The following is a 16,709-nucleotide window of genomic DNA, read 5'->3' as shown; positions in this document are numbered from 1 at the left end:
TGGCCCTGCCACGGACTCCCAGGGGGTTACGGTGACCGACACCCGGGGGCAGCAGCCCCCCTACGAAACGTACGGATCCGAGCAGCCGCAGCAGCAGGCGGCGCAGCCGTACCACCCGCCGCAGGCGTATCCGACGCCGTCGGGCGGGGGGACACAGGGCGGACAACAGCGATCGGCCGCACAGCCGTCGCAGGCCCAGCCGCACGTCCAGCTTGGTCAAGGTCAGGGACAGGGGCAGGGCGTGGGGCCGGGGCAGCCGGGACAGACACAGACGGCCGGCGGCCGGCCGTCCACGACGACGGCGGGCGTACGCCTGCCGCGTACGGGAGCGCGTACGACTCCGCGTACGCGCAAGGCGCGGCTGCGGGTGGCGAAGGCCGATCCGTGGTCGGTGATGAAGGTCAGCTTCCTGCTCTCCATCGCGCTGGGCGTGTGCACGGTCATCGCCGCGGCGGTGCTGTGGATGGTCATGGACGCGATGGGCGTCTTCTCGACGGTGGGCGGGACGATCAGCGAGGCGACGGGCTCGAACGAGAGCAACGGCTTCGACCTGCAGTCGTTCCTCTCGCTGCCGCGGGTGCTCATCTTCACGTCGGTGATCGCCGTGATCGACGTGGTGCTGGCGACCGCTCTGGCCACGCTCGGATCCTTCATCTACAACCTGTCGGCCGGCTTCGTGGGCGGCGTCGAGCTGACGCTCGCCGAGGACGAGTAAGACGCCGGGCGAGAGGGTGGGTGCGGCCCCCTTATCGATTTTGGGACTGGCCCTGGAGTGCGCTAATCTTCAGGGGCAGCGCGGGGCTATAGCTCAGTTGGTTAGAGCGCATCCCTGATAAGGATGAGGCCACAGGTTCAAATCCTGTTAGCCCCACCAGAGTTGAACGTGCTGGTCAGAAGCCCGGCGGATCTCAGGATCCGCCGGGCTTCTGTCATGAGCTGATCTTCGGTGCCCGTTACTGGCCCGTAACTTGCCGGTGCCCACAGGGCGGCGCGGCGGGCGGGCCCAAGGTGTGGGTTGGGTCCGGGGTTGGGCCTTGGGGCCCATGCTTGGGGGTGCCCGTCAGTCGTATGTTTCTCATGTCGCCAGCGGGACCGGCCAGGAGGAAGCCGGAGACGCGGGTGGCACCAAAGACTCGTACGAGTCGGCCGGTAGACGGCCGGCCGACACAAAGGGGAACACCATGTCGAACGTCACGCTGAAGGCCGCCACCAACGCCAAGCTCTACGTCGGCACCTGGGCGAACACCGCCGTCACCGCCATGAAGCGTCGCAGCGACAAGGGTCAGGGCGCCGTCGAGTACGTCGGTGTGATCGTCCTGGTGGCCCTGATCATCGCCGCGATCGTCGGCTCCGAGGTCGACACCGCCATCGCCGACGGTCTCACCAACACGGTCGACGAGATCCTCGGCGGCGGCGAGTAACAACCCTCGCGAGATAGGGCAGGCCGCGTCTGTAGCGGCATCGCGGTAACGGCGGCCGACGCGGCGGCAGTCGGAGGCCTTGCCCGCCCGTACCGACAGATGAAGATGCAGGTCAGAGTCGTACGATGCCGACCTGGGGATCAATCGAACCGCGCGGCGAGTCCTGACGAGGATGACGCCACAGGCTCGAATCCCGCTACCCCCACCAGGGCCGATCCGCCCGGACAGTGAGACTCCTGTCCGGGCGGATCGCTTTCTGTTGTGCGGGTGTTGACTGGTCGTCGCGGCCCTTGAGTTGGGGGCGCATGTAGGTCACCGATCGGTATCGGTCGGTGTGTATAGTCGGGCGCCAGAAGCCCCTAGGACAAGGAAAGACGAGGTCGCGCGGTGAAGAAGCTTCTCCTGGTCGCACTGGCCGCCATCGGCGGGCTCCTCGTGTACCGCCAGATCCAGGCGGATCGCGCCGAGCAGGATCTGTGGACGGAGGCGACCGACTCCGTGCCCGCAGGTTCGGGTGTGTGAGACCGAGTAGTCGGTTCGCGAGCCCCGGTCGCTGAGGCGGCCGGGGCTTCGTGCTGTCGTGGGGGCCTGTCGAGTTCGCCTTGGCGAATGATTTAGTTGCTTTTGTGAAGTTCCGGGTCTGATGGGCGCGTACGGATCGGCTGCCCGCGCAGACAGGGGCGGGACCGGCGGGGCAGGATGGACCGGCACCCTGACCGCCGTGCGGAGGGTGCGAGCTGTTGGCGGTGGGCGGCTGGGTCGCCGGGACGACAAGGGGAAGCTCGTGAAGAGGCTGCGCAGCATGGGCCGGGTCGCGCTGGTCGCGGCGGCGATGTGCGCGGTGGCGGCGCAGCCGGGGCTGGTGGGAGGCCCGGGTGGTCTGCCTGGGCTGGCCGGTACGGCTCGAGCAGCCGATGAGCCGAGTCCGTACGCCTTCGATCCGAGGGCCGGGCGCATCGAGGGCGCGGCGAGGATCAGTGCCGCGCAGCAGCTCGAAGCGGGCTTCACCTACCGTGATTCGATCTCGCCGGGCGAGAAGCTTTTCTACCGGCTGGACCTGGACGACGCGAAGAACGCGTACGTGTCGGCCACCGCCGTGCCCGAGTTGGGGTCACGGGTGGGCTACGGCGACAAGCTCACGATCACGGTGCAGGACAGCGACGGCGGGGACTGCGACTCCGACCAGGTCCGGGTCCCGTTGTCAGGTGAATATCCGCAGCCGTTGACCGCGTACGCGTCCCGGACTCTGGAGGGAAAGGAGTACGGGGCCTGCCGGAATGCCGGTCCGTATTACGTGATCGTGGAGCGGGAGTCGAAAGCCACGTCCACGCAGGACGCATGGGACCTGGAACTGCGCTATCTCTCCGAGCCGAAGTTGAAGGCCGCCGGGTCCACCGATGCGCCCGGGGACTGGCCGAGCGCGTCCCCCGAGCCGCCGTCGGGCGCTTCGAAGGCGCTGGCGGGCGGCGCCGGATTCACCGCCGCCGCTGATCTGGGCGAGGGTGAGTGGACGGCGAGGATCGATCCCGGTGAGTCGCTCTTCTACCGTGTGCCCGTCAGTTGGGGGCAGCAACTGTTCACCAGCGCGGAGCTGGGCAGTTCGGAGGGGAAAGGCGTCGTCAGCGGAGCGTTGTCCGTCGACGTGTACAACCCGGCGAGAGGGCTCGTCGGCGTCACCGAAACGATGTCGTACAACGGCGAGCAGAAGTCGTTGTCGCCGGCTCCGGCGCCGCCGGTGGACTACGCGAACCGCTTCGGTTCCTCCAGGGGCGAGAAGGCGATGCGCTTCGCGGGCTGGTACTACGTGCGGGTGAGCCTCAACCCCGAGGTGGGCGAGAAGTTCGGGCAGAAGCCGTACGACCTGACGTTGCGCGTGACGGTCGACGGCAAGGCGAAGGACGGGCCGGGGTACGACGGTTCGGCCGGCGAGTTCGATGTGTCGGACGACAGCTTGGAGCAGGCGAGCCCCCCGGCCCCCGCCGAGGACAGCGGCACCATGGAACTGGTCGCCGCCGGCGGGATCGGGACGGGGACGGTGCTCTTGCTGGGGCTCGGCGGGTGGATGCTGCTCGCGCGGCGGCAGGGGCGTCAGGTCTGAGAGAGGGCCCAGAACCCCACGGCGAAACAGACCAGTGCGAGCAGCAGAACCGGGATCGTCACCTTGGGTGGCGGTCCCGGTCGTCTGTGTGGGACGGGCACGGGGGCCGGGGTGTGCGGGGCCGGTGGGTACTGGATGGGAACCCCGGGGCGATGAGCGGTGTATCTACGAGTGTCCTGGACGTCGTACGGCACCCCGGTGGTGGGCGCCTGCGACGGATCGGGCGTGGCGGGGGAAGGGGACGCGAGCGGATGTGTGGGCGCGGAGTAGGAAGTGGCCGGCGGCGTCGGCTGCAACGGGTGTGGCCCGGAGGGGGGTTGGTGGGGTTGTGGTTGCTGGGGGTGGTGCTGCGGTGCCTGCTGCTGGTCCGTGTAGGGCGGCGGGGGAAGATGGAAGCTGCCGGTCTCCGACATGGAGGTCCCTGGGGCGGGCTGCTGCTGTACGGAGGGCGTGCCGGCCGTCCAGGGGGTGTTCTGCGCGCTCTGGGGCGGCTGCCCGCCGGTGACTCCGCCCGTGACCCCGCCGGTCGCTGCCCCGGTGACTCCACCCGCGTACTGGTTTCCCGCCCGAGGAGCTGGGGCGTGCGGGCCCGGGTCCGACTGCGGGATGGGCCCGACCGGGCCGAACGAGGGTGGCAGCGGACCGAGTTGGTCGAAGATCTCGACGGGCTCGTCGTCCTCCGTCTGCTCGGGCAGCAGCTCGACGGCCGACGTGAGTGCCTTGCGCGCGCCCGTCGCCGTACGGAATCGGGCGTCCGGGTCCGGCTGGAGCAGCCCGGCGAGGACCTGCCACAGCGGCTCGGGAATCCCCTGCGGTGCTCCCGGGGTGCCGTGCGCGGTGAAGTAGTCCACCAGGGCCTGGGCGTCGGGCTTCTGCCCCTCCAGCAGATAGAGCGCGACCAGGCCGACGGCGAAGAGGTCGGCGGGGAAGTCCGGCTCCGCGCCCTGTATCTGCTCCGGCGCGAAGTAACCGGGCGTGCCCACCACGTAGTTGGTCTCCGTCAGGCGCGGCTCGCCCTTGCGCATGGAGATCCCGAAGTCGGACAGCTTCAGATGCGGCCGGCCGGTCCCGGTGGCGTCCAGCAGGATGTTGGCGGGCTTGATGTCGCGGTGTATGACTCCCTCCGCGTGCACCGCCGCGAGACCGGAGAGCAACTGGTCGAGCAGGAGGCAGACGAAACGCGGCGGCAGCGGCCCGTAGTCGCCGATCACATGCGCGAGCGATCCGCCGCTCACCAGGTCCATGGTGAACAGGACCTTGTCGTCGTCGGCGGCCCAGCTGGCCGGTGCGAGCACGTGCGGGTGATCGATCCGCAGGGCCTGCTCGCGTACGAAGCGCAGCAGGGTGTGCGCGTCGCTCTGCTGCAGCACCTTGGCCGCCACATACCGGCGGCGCCGGTGGTCCCAGGCACGCCAGACGGCGCCCACACCGCCACGTCCGATCGGGTCGACCAACTCGTACCGACCAGCGAAGACCTCACCCATTGCGCCGCGCTCGCTCCCAGTCGTCCTGTCCGGCGGACCGTCACCCTCGGCCGCGGTCTCTCCCGTGCCTGCCGTGCCTGCCGTGCCCAGCTTCGGCCTAGTTCTGGTGCGCCTCGTAGTGCGCCACGGCCTCGGCGGTGCGCCCGGCGCCGTACACCCGGAGGAACTCTGCCAGTTCGGGGTGGCTCGGTGCGAGGGAGTCGGCAGCGTCGATGATGTCACCGGCGGCGGCGACCGACCGCAACAGTGACTGGATCTCGCGGACGACGCGCCGCACGGTCGGTGCGCCCGTGCTGTTCGTCGTCTGGCTGGTGCCGGTGAGGACGGAGCCGCCCTGCGACTTCTTGACCTCTTCCATCCGGGCGGTGGCCTCGGCCGCGCTGACGCTGCCGTCGGCGACCTGACCGGCCAGATCCTGGAGCGCCTGAACGCGCTGGACCACGGCGGGATTGCCGATCTTGGCGCGTTGGCCGCTCATCAGCTGGGAGAGCATCGGGGCCGACAGACCGAGCACCGCGGCGAGCCTGGCCTGATTCAGCCCCAGGTCGTCGATGAGCCGCCGGAAGAGTGCTCCCAGTGGCTCTCCGTACCAGCTGCGCTGGAGTTCTCTGGCTCTTGCTGTCGATTCCTGCTGTGCGGCGTCCATTCGCGTCTCCCCATCGCTTCCCCAGGCGGCAGCTTCGCTGCTGCGAACCTCTGGGGCATCCTACGGAGCGGGGTCGCGCACCGGGAGTCCCAATCCTTTTGCGGGATCACGGGGGACACCCGGTACTCTGGTCCCCGGCGGTCACCGAGACGTTCCGCGGCGCCGTCGTACACCCCTTTCGGGGCCTTAGCTCAGTTGGTAGAGCGCTGTCTTTGCATGGCAGATGTCAGGGGTTCGACTCCCCTAGGCTCCACTCACATAGCCCCTCTGACCTGCGGAAACGCGGTTCGGAAGGGCTTTTTGCGCGCCGGCCTGATCCGTTACCTGCCGAAGCGCGGGGGTGTCGCCGGTCGTTCCACCGGTAGTTCGACGGTGATGCGGATCCCGCCGTCGGAGCGCGGGGTGAGGGTGAGCGTTCCGTTGTGGGCGTCGGTGATGCTCTTGACGATCGCCAGACCGAGGCCGACCCCCGCGTGGTCGCCGCGCACGCGCTCGGTGCCGCGCTGAAACGGCTCGATCAGTGTCGAGACCAACTGCGGGGTGAGCTTCTCGCCGGTGTTCTCGACAGTGAGCACCACTCTTCCGGGGCGGAGGCTGGTCGTGACCCACACGGTGCCCCGCTCGGGCAGGTTGTGGACGATCGCGTTGTGCACGAGGTTCGTGATCAGCTGGAGCAGGAGCGCCGGTGATCCGAGCGTGGGGGCGATGTCGCCGGCGGTTTCGAGGGTGACGCCGTTCTTCTCCGCGAGGGGGAGGAGTGTCTCGGTGGCTTCTTCCGCCATGAGGGACATGTCGACGTGTTCGCGGGTGAACGATCGCTGCTCGGCGCGGCTGAGCAGGAGCAGTGCCTCGGTGAGGTCGATCGCGCGGGTGTTGACGAAGTGGAGGCGGTCGACGAGTTCGCCGGTGTCGTGGTTCGGGTCGGTGCGGGCCACGTCGAGAAGTGACTTCGAGATCGCCAGTGGGGTGCGCAGTTCGTGGGAGGCGTTGGCCGCGAATCTCTGTTGTTCGGCGACGTGCGCTTCGAGCCGTGCGAGCATCGTGTCGAAGGCGTCGGCGAGTTCGCGGAACTCGTCCTCGCGGCCCGGCAGTTGGATGCGGTGGGAGAGTGATCCGGTCGCGGCCGTGCGGGTGGCGTGCGTGATGCGGTTCAGCGGGGCGAGCATGCGGCCGGCGAGGATCCACCCTCCGCCGAGGCCGAACACCAGCAGGAACGACAGCGTGACGGCCGCCATCGGAGCGAAGTCGCGTGCGACGGAGAGCTGGTAGTCGGGATGGAAGACAAGCCCGACGTGACTCACACGAGTCAGGAACAACCACCCGGCGATGAGCGTCAGGGCGCCGGCCAGCATGATGAACCCGGCGTAACTGAGGGTGAGTTTAAGGCGAACGCTCAGCCCAGGCGCCCTATCCACGTTCGTCTCCCTCGTGTCCGGCCTCTAGCCACGGGTCGATGCGGTAGCCGACGCCGGGCACGGTGGCGATGATCCAGGGTTCGCCGAGGCGCTTGCGCAGTGCCGAGACGGTGATGCGTACGGCGTTGGTGAACGGGTCGGCGTTCTCGTCCCACGCGCGCTCCAGCAGTTCCTCGGCGCTGACGACACCGCCTTCGGCGGCGACTAGGACGTCGAGCACGGCGAACTGTTTCCGGGTGAGCGCGACGTACCGTCCGTCGCGGTAGACCTCCCGGCGGAAGGGGTCGAGTCGCAGGCCCGCGATCTCCCTGACCGGAGGGCGGGCGTGCGCGCGTCTGCGGTCGAGCGCCCTCAGCCGCATGACGAGCTCCCGAAGCTCGAACGGTTTGGTGAGGTAGTCGTCGGCGCCGAGCTCGAACCCGGAGGCCTTGTCGTCGATCCGGTCGGCAGCGGTGAGCATGAGGATCGGGATGCCGCTGCCGGAGGCGATGATGCGTTTGGCGATCTCGTCGCCGGACGGTCCGGGAATGTCGCGGTCGAGGACGGCGATGTCGTAGGTGTTGACGCTCACCAGTGTCAGAGCGGTGTCGCCGTCACCCGCGATGTCGGCCGCGATCGCTTCCAGGCGTAGACCATCGCGGATGGCCTCTGCCATATAAGGCTCGTCCTCGACGATCAGTACGCGCATACTCCGAGGCTACGAGCCCGCGCATATCGTCGGCGTATCGAAATCCCCATACGTGGTGGCAACACAGCGTTGCCTTGACTGGCGGCATGACTCGAACCCCCACCGTCAGCACGCACGCGGAAGCGCCGGACTCGGTGGCTGGTGGTGGTCGGCCCGACAGTCGCCAATCCCTTGTCCGCCTCGGCCGCGCCACCGGCTCCGCCACCTGGCGCGCGCGGATCCGCCGGGCACTGCGCCTCGCCGCCCGGCCGGGGCCCTGGAAGCGCGGCCCGGTTGTCGCGGTGCTGGCACTGCTGCTGGGCCTGCTCATGCTGCTGCACGCGCTGATCACGGACCGCGGGGGCCTCGGCAGCCTGGTGGAGACCCTGCTGCCGTGGTTCGGCCTGTTCATCCCGCCGCTGCTGGCCGGGGCGCTGTGGCGCCGCTCCGCCGCCGCGGTGGCCGCGCTGGTGTTGCCGGTCACGGTGTGGCTGAGCCTCTTCGGCGGGCTGCTCGGCGACAAGTCCCACCCGGGCGGCGACCTCACCGTGGTCAGCCACAACGTCGGCGCCGACAACCCCGATCCGGCCGGTACCGCCCGCGATCTGGTCGCCTCCGAGGCGGACGTGCTGGCCCTGGAGGAGATCACCGCGCAGGCGAAGCCGCTGTACGAGAAGGAGTTGGAGCAGGCGTACCCGTACCACGCGGTTCTGGGCACGGTAGGGCTGTGGAGCAGGCTGCCGCTGTCGGACACGCGGCCGGTCGACATCAAGCAGGATGTCGGGCCGCTGGGGGACGCGAAGCCGGCCGAGGTCAAGTTGGCCGACAGCCGGGCGCTGCGCACCACGGTGGCCACGGACCACGGGCCGCTGGCGGTGTATGTGGCCCACCTGGGTTCCGTACGGGTCCTGCCCAGGAACGGCTTCTGGACGGACTCGCGGGACAGGAACGCCCAGGCGCTCGACGACGCCGTCGCCGCCGAGCGGAATGAACGGGTGGTACTGCTCGGGGACATGAACGGCACCACGGACGACCGCGCGTTCACCGGCATCACCTCGCGGCTGCGCTCCGCCCAGGAGGTGGCCGGGGACGGCTTCGGCTTCAGCTGGCCGGCGAAATTCCCGGTGGCGCGGATCGACCAGATCCTGGTCCGGGGCGTGGAGCCGGAGAGCACGTGGCTGCTGCCGGCCACAGGCAGCGACCACCTGCCGGTGGCGGCGGAAATCAGCTGGTGAACACCGCGCCACGCATATCGTCGGCATATCGAAAACCGCATACGCGCTGACAACACCGCCCTGCCTTGACTGAAGGCATGCCCTACAGCGAACCAGCCCGAACAGCGGCCCCGAGCGTGACCGTCCGGCCGATCAGCGCCGCCGAGCACTTGGCTTTCGTACGGACGCGGCGGTCGGTCAGCTTCCTGCAGACCCCGGCATGGGGCCGCGTCAAGACCGAGTGGCGCAGCGAGTCCCTCGGCTGGTACGACGGCCGACAGCTGGTCGGTACGGCGCTCGTCCTGCACCGGCCGGTGCCGCGGTTCGAGCGCTTCACCCTCGCCTACCTCCCCGAAGGCCCGGCCATCGACTGGACCGGCGAGATCGACGCGTGGCTCGATCCGCTGGCGGCCTGTCTCAAGGCACAGGGCGCGTTCGCGATCCGGCTGGGCCCGCCGGTGCGCACGAACGTCTGGAGCGCCGACCAGGTCAAGGAGGGCATCGCCGACCTGAGCGTCAAGCGGCTCACCGAGATGCCCAGCAGGCATACCGACCCGATCGGCGCCCGGGTGACCAGTCGGCTCGGCGACACCGGCTGGCTGCCGCAGAGCCCGGAGGACGGCTTCGGGGTCGGGCATCCCCAGTTCAAGTACGAGATCGCGCTGGCCGGCAGAACCGAGGACGACCTGCTCAGGGACATGAACCAGCTCTGGCGCCGCAACATCAAGAAGGCGGCCAAGGAGGGCGTCGAGGTCACGGTCGGCACGGACCTGAAGGCGTTCCACGACCTCTACGTCCACACCGCCGAGCGCGACCGCTTCACGCCCCGGCCGCTGCGCTACTTCGAGACCATGTTCGCGGCGCTGAGCGCCGAGGACCCCGAGCGGATCAGGCTCTATCTGGCCCGCCACCAGGGCGACCTGGTCGCCGCGACCATCCTGGTCCGCGTCGGTGCCCACGCGTGGTACGCGTACGGCGCCTCCTCCACCGAGAAGCGCGAGGTGCGCGGCTCCAACGCCTGCCAGTGGGCGATGATCCGCGACTCGCTGGCGGCCGGCTGCGACGTCTACGACCTGCGCGGCATCACCCCCACCCTGGCCGCCGACGACCCGCACGTCGGGCTGATCCAGTTCAAGGTCGGCACCGGCGGTCAGGCGGTGAGGTACGTCGGCGAGTGGGACCTGCCACTGCGGCCGATGGTCTACCGGGCCTTCGACCTCTATATGAAGCGGCGCGGGCGCTGAGCCCGGATCTCATGGTGCGAGAAGTCCGGTGGCGACCTCATCGAGGCGCGCCCCGCGGGAGGCTTTGACGAGCACCACATCGCCGGGGGTGATGTGGCCGCGCAGCCAGTCGAGGGCCGCGTCGTGGTCGGCCAGGAGCAGCGCCCGCTCTCCCGCGCCGTCGGCGATCGGCCGGGCGGCCTCGCCGACCGCGGCCACCACGTCGGCCCGGGAGGCGGCGTACTCCCCGACCGCGCGGTGCTCGGCCGCACTGTCGTCGCCGAGTTCCAGCATCTCGCCGAGGACGGCGATGCGGCGCACGCCCTCGATCGCCGCCAGGGCGTCCAGGGCGGCGCGGGTCGAGTCGGGGTTGGCGTTGTAGGAGTCGTTGAGCAGCGTGGCGCCGCCGGCGAGGTCGCGCGGCTCCATACGCCACCTCGACAGCGCGGCCGTGGCCAGCGCGGGCGGGACCATGTCGAGGGGTACGCCGGCCAGCAGCCCCGCTGCCGCGGCGGCCGACGCGTTGAGGGCCTGGTGGGCGCCCACGTGCGGCAGCGCCACGGGAACCGAGGCGTCGGCGGTTCGCAGCGTGAAGGACGGCCGGCCGCGCCGGTCCAGTGCCAGGCCGAGCGTCCGCACGTCGGCGTGCTCCGCCCGGCCGAAGGTCAGCACCGGACCGTCGGTGAGCGAGCGCATCGCGGCCACCCGGGGATCGTCGGCGTTGAGGACGGCGGTGCCGCCGGGCGCCAGCCCCCGTACCAGTTCGCCCTTGGCCTCGGCGATGGCCGCGCGCGACCCGAACTCGCCGAGGTGGGCCTGGCCGATGTTGAGCACGACGGCGATGTCGGGCGCGACCAGGCCGGTGAGCCGGGCGATGTCGCCGACGTGGCGGGCTCCCATCTCAAGGACCAGGAACCGGGTGGCCGCGTCGGCGCGCAGCATGGTGAGCGGCACGCCCAACTCGTTGTTGAGCGAGCCGATCGTGGCGATCGTCGGCCCGGCGCCCGAAAGCACGGCCGCCAGCAGGTCCTTGGTGCTGGTCTTGCCCTGGGAACCGGTCAGCCCGACGACGGTCAGTCCGTCGCGCAGCCGGGCCACGACATGGGTGGCGAGCGCCTGGAGCGCGGCCTGGGCGTCCTCGACGACGACGGTGGGCAGCGGCGTGGGCCGGGAGCCGAGTACGGCCACCGCGCCGGTCCGGCCGGCCTGGCCGGCGTAGTCGTGGCCGTCGACGTGCGCGCCGGCGAAGGCGACGAAGAGGCCGCCCGGCTCGGCCCGCCGGCCGTCGAGCACGGCCGGCGCGGTCACCGTCACGGCGCTGTCGCCCTCGACCTTCCCGCCGACGACCGCGGCGATCTCGCCGAGGCTGAGCGGGATCATGACCGGGCGGCGCGGGCGCCGACGGGCGGGAGCGCGCTGACAAGGCAGGGATCGACGGAGGCCGGTTCGTGATAGGTCATGGCGCCAGTCAAGGTGGCGTGGTGTTGCCGACCTGTATGCGCTTTTCCATATACCGACGATATGCTACTGGCCGGTAATGTATCGTCGGCATATCGAAAACCGCATACGTGCCGACAACACGGCGTTGCCTTGACTGTGGGCATGTCCTACAGCGAACCGGCGACCCCGTCCTCCCCTTCCTCCCCGTTTTCCACGGCCTCCCCGGCAATGAGAATCACGATTTATGGATGCGGGCAGGACGAGGCCGTTCTGTTCCGGGAGCTGGCGCCCCGCTTCGGCGTTATGCCGACCGCCACGGAGGCTGCGGTATCGGAAGCCAACATTCACCTGGCCTTCGGAAACCGGTGCATCAGCGTAGGTCATAAAACCCCGATCGCGAATTCCACCCTTCTTGCGCTCAGTCAGGCCGGCGTCAGGTACATCTCCACAAGGAGCATCGGCTACAACCACATCGATGTGGAATACGCGGTACGTGTCGGCATCTCCGTCGAGAACGTCGCCTACTCGCCCGACAGTGTCGCCGACTACACGCTGATGCTGATGCTCATGGCGATACGGCACGCGAAATCCACCGTCCGCCGCGCGGACACGCACGACTACCGGTTGAACGATGTGCGCGGGAAGGAACTGCGCGACCTGACCGTCGGGGTGGTCGGAACAGGGCGCATCGGATCAGCAGTTGTGGACAGACTGCGGGGTTTCGGCTGTCGAGTACTGGCCCATGACAATCGCCCCAAGATCGCTGCCGATTACGTTCCGCTCGATGAGCTGCTGCGGTTGAGCGACATCGTAACGCTCCACGCACCGCTCAGCGCGGACACGCATCATCTCCTCAATCGTCGGCGTATCGAGCGGATGAAGCACGGCGCGTTCGTCATCAATACCGGACGCGGTCCACTGCTCGACACCGAGGCCCTTGTGCCGGCATTGGAAAGCGGCAGATTGGGTGGTGCGGCGCTGGACGTCCTCGAGGGAGAGGAAGGAATATTCTACGCCGACCGCAGAGACAAGCCCATCGAAAGCAAACATTTGCTGCGGCTGCAGAAGCTGCCGAATGTACTCATCAGTCCGCACACCGCTTATTACACGGACCATGCCCTGAGTGACACGGTCGAAAACTCCATCACCAACTGCCTGAAATTCGAAAGCAGGAATCAGCATGGCTAGGTTGAAGGTCGGAATCATATTCGGTGGCTGTTCGGAAGAACACCCCGTCTCCGTCAAGTCCGCGCAAGAGGTCGCACGGAACCTCGACAGCGAGAAGTACGAACCGTTCTACATCGGGATCACGAAGAGCGGTTCCTGGCTGCTCTGCGACGGCCCCGACCCGAACTGGGAGAACGGCAGCTGCCGTACGGTCGTGCTGTCGCCGGACAGGGGCGTACACGGATTGCTCGTTCTGGAGCAGGGACGATACGGAACGATCCGTCTGGACGTCGTGTTCCCCGTTCTGCACGGCACACTCGGCGAGGACGGCGCGATACAGGGTCTGCTGGAGCTCTCCGGCATCCCCTACGTGGGCTGCGATGTCCAGAGCTCCGCTGTCTGCATGGACAAATCACTTGCCTACATCGTCGCCAGAAGCGCGGGAATCGCGACGCCGACCTATTGGACGGTCACGGCCGACGAGAACATCGATCCCGACCGCCTCACCTACCCCGTCTTCGTGAAGCCGGCCCGTTCGGGGTCGTCGTTCGGCGTCAGCAAGGTCTCCCGAAAAGAAGACCTGCTGGGTGCGGTGGAGACCGCGAGGCAGTACGACTCGAAGGTGCTGATCGAGGCGCCTGTCGTCGGCAGCGAGATCGGCTGCGCCATCCTGGGGAACGACCTGGATCTGGTCGCGGGCGAGGTGGACCGAATCGCCCTCTCGCACGGCTTCTTCAGGATCCATCAGGAGGACGAACCCGAAATCGGTTCCGAGAACTCGACACCAATCGTTCCCGCCGACATTCCGGCGGAGACGCGATCGCTCGTCCAGGAGACGGCGAAGGCCGTGTACCGCGCCTTGGGATGCAGGGGACTTGCGCGGGTGGACCTGTTCCTCAGGGAGGACGGGGAAGTGGTCCTCAACGAGGTCAACACCCTTCCTGGTATGACCTCGTACAGCCGTTATCCGAGGATGATGGCAGCCGCCGGCCTGCCGCTCGCCGAAGTGATCGACCGGATGGTCGCGTTGGCATTGACGGGCAAAAGCTGATGAAAGACGATTTCGTCTTCGTGGACGAGCTTGTACCCGGACTGCGCTGGGATGCCAAGTACGCCACCTGGGACAACTTCACCGGCAAACCGGTGGACGGATACCTGGCGAATCGAATCGTCGGCACAAGGGCTCTGTGCGCTGCTCTGGAAAAGGCGCAAGGGAAGGCCGAATCCCTCGGCTTCGGCCTGCTTCTCTGGGACGGGTACCGCCCGCAACACGCCGTGGACTGCTTTGTGCGATGGTCGGAGCATCCGGAGGACGGTCGGACCAAGTCGCGGCACTATCCGAACATCGACAGGGCCGAGATGTTCGAGAGGGGATACGTGGCCGCCAAGTCGGGCCACAGCCGGGGCAGCACCGTCGACTTGACGCTGTATCACTTGGCCACCGGTGAACTCTCTCCCATGGGCGGGGGCCATGACCTGATGGATTCGATATCGCATCATGGAGCAAAGGGGATCACGCACGTCGAAGCGGCGAACCGTCAACAGCTGCGCTCCGTCATGGATGCCTGCGGATTCAGCTCGTACGAGTGCGAGTGGTGGCATTACACGCTGAAAGATGAGCCCTATCCGGACACCTATTTCGATTTTCCCGTCACATAGTGGGCTCTCACCCCACGGGGATACGTGACAGCGGCACCCAGTCCCGGGACTCCCGCCGGATCAGCTCCTCGCAGTGCGTGCGCAGCCGGCGGGGCCAGCGGTCCTGCCAGGCCCGCCAGAGGAAGACGTGCAGGACGACCAGGACGAGGGCGGGGAGGGCGGCGGCGCCGACCGCCAGTGCGAGCAGTGCGACGGCCCTCTCGAATCCCTCCGGCCCGGCGCTGGTGTCGCCGAAGGAGTCCGTCGCCATCAGGACCGTGGTGTTGAGCGAGATCCATCCCGCGCCGATCAGCGCCACGGTCCACGGCGCACGCTCGGCGTGGTTGTCCCGCCGTGTGCGACGCGGGGGCAGACGGCCGGACAACCGCTCCCGGTGCGCTGTGCAGGCCGTCTTGAAAGCGGGGTGATCGGCGAGCGCCCTCACCGTCACCGGGCGTCCGGCGGACCAGGAGTCGCGGACGAACCGCCACGCGGCGAGAGTCAGCGGATGGTCCGGAGGCGCCGCGTCCGCCGGATGCGGCGCGCCGGGCGGCGGTACGAGCCCTGCTTGCCCGCCGGGCGGCGGTACGAGCCCTGCTTGCCCGCCGGTGTGCACCAGCCCCGCCGCGTTCAGCGCCCGGAGGGCGAGTTCCGCCGCGACACGTTCCCGGTGCCAGGTGGACGTCCACGTCCGGCTGTATCCGCACCCGGTCAGCCAGGTCGCGTGGTACACGTCCAGCTCTCCCGAAGCGATCAGACGTTCCGTCACGCGCAGATCGGACCGGTGACTCCACAGGGCCAGGACGCCGATCCCGGCGTTCAGCAGCACCAGGAGCCCACTCGTGCTCAGTACGAGCCACACCACGCCGTCGTTCATACCGACAAGGATCGGATCGTTCCCCTGTCCTGGCCAGGGTGTCGCACCAATGGCCTGACCTGGGCTCAGGAATCGGTCCCCGTCGGGGCGTAGAGGTCGATGAGCTGCGCGAGGTGGCGGCCCGCCGTGAGCAGTGGGCGCTCGCTGCGGGAGACCTGGGCCGCCAGTTCGGCGCCTTCCAGGGTGCTGATCACCGTGTGGGCCAGGTCGTGGGCGTCGTCCTCGGCGATGCCGGCGCGGCGAAGTCGGGCGTACACCAGGTCGCGCCAGTTCGCGAACGCGGCAGCCGCGGCCTCCTGGATGTCGGGCGCGCGGCCCGCCGTACCGAGGGCCGTGGCGGTGACCGGGCACCCCTCGACCCAGTCGGACTCGCGCAGACCCTCCGCGAGGCGGTGCGCGCAGTCGATCACCGCCTGGGCCGGGTCGGTGGCTCCGTCGAGGGTGAGGCGCAGTTCGTCGGCGAACTCGCGCTCCCCGTGCCCGATCGCGGCGACGGCCAACTGCTGCTTGCCGCCGGGGAAGAAGTGATAGACCGACCCGAGTGTGGCTCCGGCCTCGGTGGAGATCTGTTTGATTCCCGTGCCGTCGTAGCCCTGGCGCTGCATGAGCAGCGAGGCGGCCCGGACGATTCTCTCGCGTGTGCCGACCGGGCGCTCCGCACCCGTGGTGGGGTCCTGCTCCGCTGTCTTCACAGGGGAATTCTACTGGATAGAACGCTCGCTCCAGAGGGAGCCGGAGGCCCGCCCGACGCGGTCTCACAAACGATTAACGGCGCCCGTTGCACCGTACGGGTGGTGTTCATCAGAAGAACTGCGCAGTGGCGGCGTTGGTCCCTCGATTCCCAAGATGCGTACACATCATGAGGAAGGTATGTAGATCGCTCAACCCGAGCGCAACCTGAAAGCGAGGGGCCATGGCCGCCTTCAAGGTCAAGAATCTGTGGACCGTCTTCCTGACCGCGTTCTTCGCGGTGCTCACCACCCTGGGGCTGACCGCCCCCGCGGCGTCGGCGGAGGCCGCCGTACAGCAGCCCGCCGAGCAGCCGGCGAAGGGTCAGTCGCCGGTCGCCCCCGCCGCCGAGGAGCGGGGCGGAGGTGAGGCGGCACCCGCGGTGCGACGGGCACTGCCGGAGAACGCGCGGCCGTCGGACACGTCCCGGCCGCCGACCATCGAGCAGCGTATCCGCGCCGAAGCGCACGGCTCGTCACCTTCGGTCCGACGCCTGCCCGTCGACACCCGTACGGACGCCGACGTGGCGCGTGACAACGAGGCGGCCGCCGACGCGGCGCTCGCGGCCGCGGCGTGAGGAACCGGGATTCCCTGAGGACTCCCGGCGCCCGCACCACGCGCGTCACCCGCATCACCGGCGTCACCCGCATTACCCGCGTCACCGGTGACATCCGCACCACGCGCGTCACC

General features: G+C 68.8%; 17 protein-coding genes and 2 tRNA genes. 12 read left to right on the top strand and 7 right to left on the bottom strand.

Annotation, left to right across the window (positions count from 1 at the left end; all coding sequences use genetic code 11):
- Window positions 1-31: 31 nt before the first annotated feature.
- From ACFT9I_RS08715 to ACFT9I_RS08695, 5 genes are all read left to right on the top strand, one after another.
- A complete protein-coding gene (locus tag ACFT9I_RS08715) occupies window positions 32-715 on the top strand; it encodes a DUF3566 domain-containing protein (RefSeq protein WP_382562126.1) in 684 nt (227 codons plus the stop codon).
- 82 nt (window positions 716-797) lie between these two features.
- A tRNA-Ile gene (locus ACFT9I_RS08710) sits at window positions 798-874 on the top strand.
- Between the two features lie 307 nt (window positions 875-1,181).
- A complete protein-coding gene (locus ACFT9I_RS08705) occupies window positions 1,182-1,421 on the top strand; it encodes a hypothetical protein (RefSeq protein ID WP_329033995.1) in 240 nt (79 codons plus the stop codon).
- Window positions 1,422-1,808: 387 nt separating this feature from the next.
- A complete protein-coding gene (locus ACFT9I_RS08700; RefSeq protein ID WP_003958712.1) occupies window positions 1,809-1,943 on the top strand; it encodes a DLW-39 family protein in 135 nt (44 codons plus the stop codon).
- Between the two features lie 262 nt (window positions 1,944-2,205).
- A complete protein-coding gene (locus tag ACFT9I_RS08695) occupies window positions 2,206-3,519 on the top strand; it encodes a hypothetical protein (protein WP_382562123.1) in 1,314 nt (437 codons plus the stop codon).
- Here the strand turns inward: ACFT9I_RS08695 and ACFT9I_RS08690 are convergent.
- Window positions 3,510-5,003 carry a protein kinase gene (locus tag ACFT9I_RS08690; RefSeq protein WP_382562121.1) on the bottom strand — a complete coding sequence of 498 codons (1,494 nt, stop codon included), beginning with the start codon at window positions 5,001-5,003 and terminating at the stop codon, window positions 3,510-3,512. The genes ACFT9I_RS08695 and ACFT9I_RS08690 overlap by 10 nt on opposite strands.
- Before the next feature lie 97 nt (window positions 5,004-5,100).
- On the bottom strand, window positions 5,101-5,649 hold the full coding sequence (locus ACFT9I_RS08685; RefSeq protein ID WP_382562119.1) for a helix-turn-helix domain-containing protein: 549 nt from the start codon (window positions 5,647-5,649) through the stop codon (window positions 5,101-5,103).
- Window positions 5,650-5,829: 180 nt separating this feature from the next.
- On the opposite strand from ACFT9I_RS08685, the gene ACFT9I_RS08680 reads away from it, so the two are divergent.
- A tRNA-Ala gene (locus ACFT9I_RS08680) sits at window positions 5,830-5,902 on the top strand.
- A 67-nt stretch (window positions 5,903-5,969) separates the two neighbouring features.
- On the opposite strand, the gene ACFT9I_RS08675 is transcribed toward ACFT9I_RS08680, so the two are convergent.
- The gene (locus tag ACFT9I_RS08675; RefSeq protein WP_382562117.1) at window positions 5,970-7,064 is read right to left on the bottom strand and encodes a sensor histidine kinase; all 1,095 of its coding nucleotides are present in this window, start codon (window positions 7,062-7,064) and stop codon (window positions 5,970-5,972) included.
- Window positions 7,057-7,752, bottom strand: coding sequence for a response regulator transcription factor (locus tag ACFT9I_RS08670; protein WP_382562115.1), 696 nt, complete (start codon window positions 7,750-7,752; stop codon window positions 7,057-7,059). Before ACFT9I_RS08670 ends, ACFT9I_RS08675 begins: the two co-directional genes overlap by 8 nt.
- A gap of 86 nt (window positions 7,753-7,838) precedes the next feature.
- On the opposite strand from ACFT9I_RS08670, the gene ACFT9I_RS08665 reads away from it, so the two are divergent.
- Both ACFT9I_RS08665 and ACFT9I_RS08660 read left to right on the top strand, forming a co-directional pair.
- Window positions 7,839-8,966 (top strand): endonuclease/exonuclease/phosphatase family protein, encoded by a 1,128-nt coding sequence (locus ACFT9I_RS08665; RefSeq protein WP_382562113.1) that lies wholly within the window; start codon window positions 7,839-7,841, stop codon window positions 8,964-8,966.
- A 77-nt stretch (window positions 8,967-9,043) separates the two neighbouring features.
- A complete protein-coding gene (locus tag ACFT9I_RS08660) occupies window positions 9,044-10,189 on the top strand; it encodes a lipid II:glycine glycyltransferase FemX (RefSeq protein ID WP_382562111.1) in 1,146 nt (381 codons plus the stop codon).
- Window positions 10,190-10,198: 9 nt separating this feature from the next.
- Here ACFT9I_RS08660 and murF read toward each other — a convergent pair whose 3' ends face one another.
- Entirely contained in the window at window positions 10,199-11,548 is a 1,350-nt protein-coding gene (gene murF, locus ACFT9I_RS08655; RefSeq protein ID WP_382562110.1) for a UDP-N-acetylmuramoyl-tripeptide--D-alanyl-D-alanine ligase, read from the bottom strand.
- A gap of 288 nt (window positions 11,549-11,836) precedes the next feature.
- Between murF and vanH the strand changes: the two genes are divergently transcribed.
- The 3 genes from vanH to vanX are packed head-to-tail and all read left to right on the top strand — an operon-like array spanning window position 11,837 to window position 14,434.
- Window positions 11,837-12,796, top strand: a complete 960-nt coding sequence (gene vanH, locus ACFT9I_RS08650; protein WP_382562289.1) for a D-lactate dehydrogenase VanH — start codon at window positions 11,837-11,839, stop codon at window positions 12,794-12,796.
- Entirely contained in the window at window positions 12,789-13,826 is a 1,038-nt protein-coding gene (gene vanA-Sc, locus ACFT9I_RS08645) for a D-alanine--(R)-lactate ligase VanA-Sc (RefSeq protein WP_382562108.1), read from the top strand. The genes vanH and vanA-Sc overlap by 8 nt, the downstream gene beginning before the upstream one ends.
- On the top strand, window positions 13,826-14,434 hold the full coding sequence (gene vanX / locus ACFT9I_RS08640) for a D-Ala-D-Ala dipeptidase VanX (RefSeq protein ID WP_382562106.1): 609 nt from the start codon (window positions 13,826-13,828) through the stop codon (window positions 14,432-14,434). Before vanA-Sc ends, vanX begins: the two co-directional genes overlap by 1 nt.
- 7 nt (window positions 14,435-14,441) lie before the next feature.
- Here vanX and ACFT9I_RS08635 read toward each other — a convergent pair whose 3' ends face one another.
- Both ACFT9I_RS08635 and ACFT9I_RS08630 read right to left on the bottom strand, forming a co-directional pair.
- Window positions 14,442-15,290 (bottom strand): hypothetical protein, encoded by an 849-nt coding sequence (locus ACFT9I_RS08635; protein WP_382562104.1) that lies wholly within the window; start codon window positions 15,288-15,290, stop codon window positions 14,442-14,444.
- A gap of 65 nt (window positions 15,291-15,355) precedes the next feature.
- Complete coding sequence (locus ACFT9I_RS08630) at window positions 15,356-15,982, bottom strand: TetR/AcrR family transcriptional regulator (RefSeq protein WP_382562102.1); 627 nt, start codon at window positions 15,980-15,982, stop codon at window positions 15,356-15,358.
- Between the two features lie 221 nt (window positions 15,983-16,203).
- Here ACFT9I_RS08630 and ACFT9I_RS08625 point away from each other — a divergent pair, with 221 nt between their 5' ends.
- Window positions 16,204-16,596 carry a DUF6344 domain-containing protein gene (locus tag ACFT9I_RS08625; protein ID WP_382562100.1) on the top strand — a complete coding sequence of 131 codons (393 nt, stop codon included), beginning with the start codon at window positions 16,204-16,206 and terminating at the stop codon, window positions 16,594-16,596.
- Window positions 16,597-16,709 lie beyond the last annotated feature (113 nt).

This window comes from Streptomyces sp. NPDC057137 (assembly GCF_042670825.1).
Taxonomy (GTDB): Bacteria; Actinomycetota; Actinomycetes; order Streptomycetales; family Streptomycetaceae; genus Streptomyces.
Note: the sequence above shows the minus strand (reverse complement) of the source record. Positions and strands in the feature narration are given on the sequence as shown.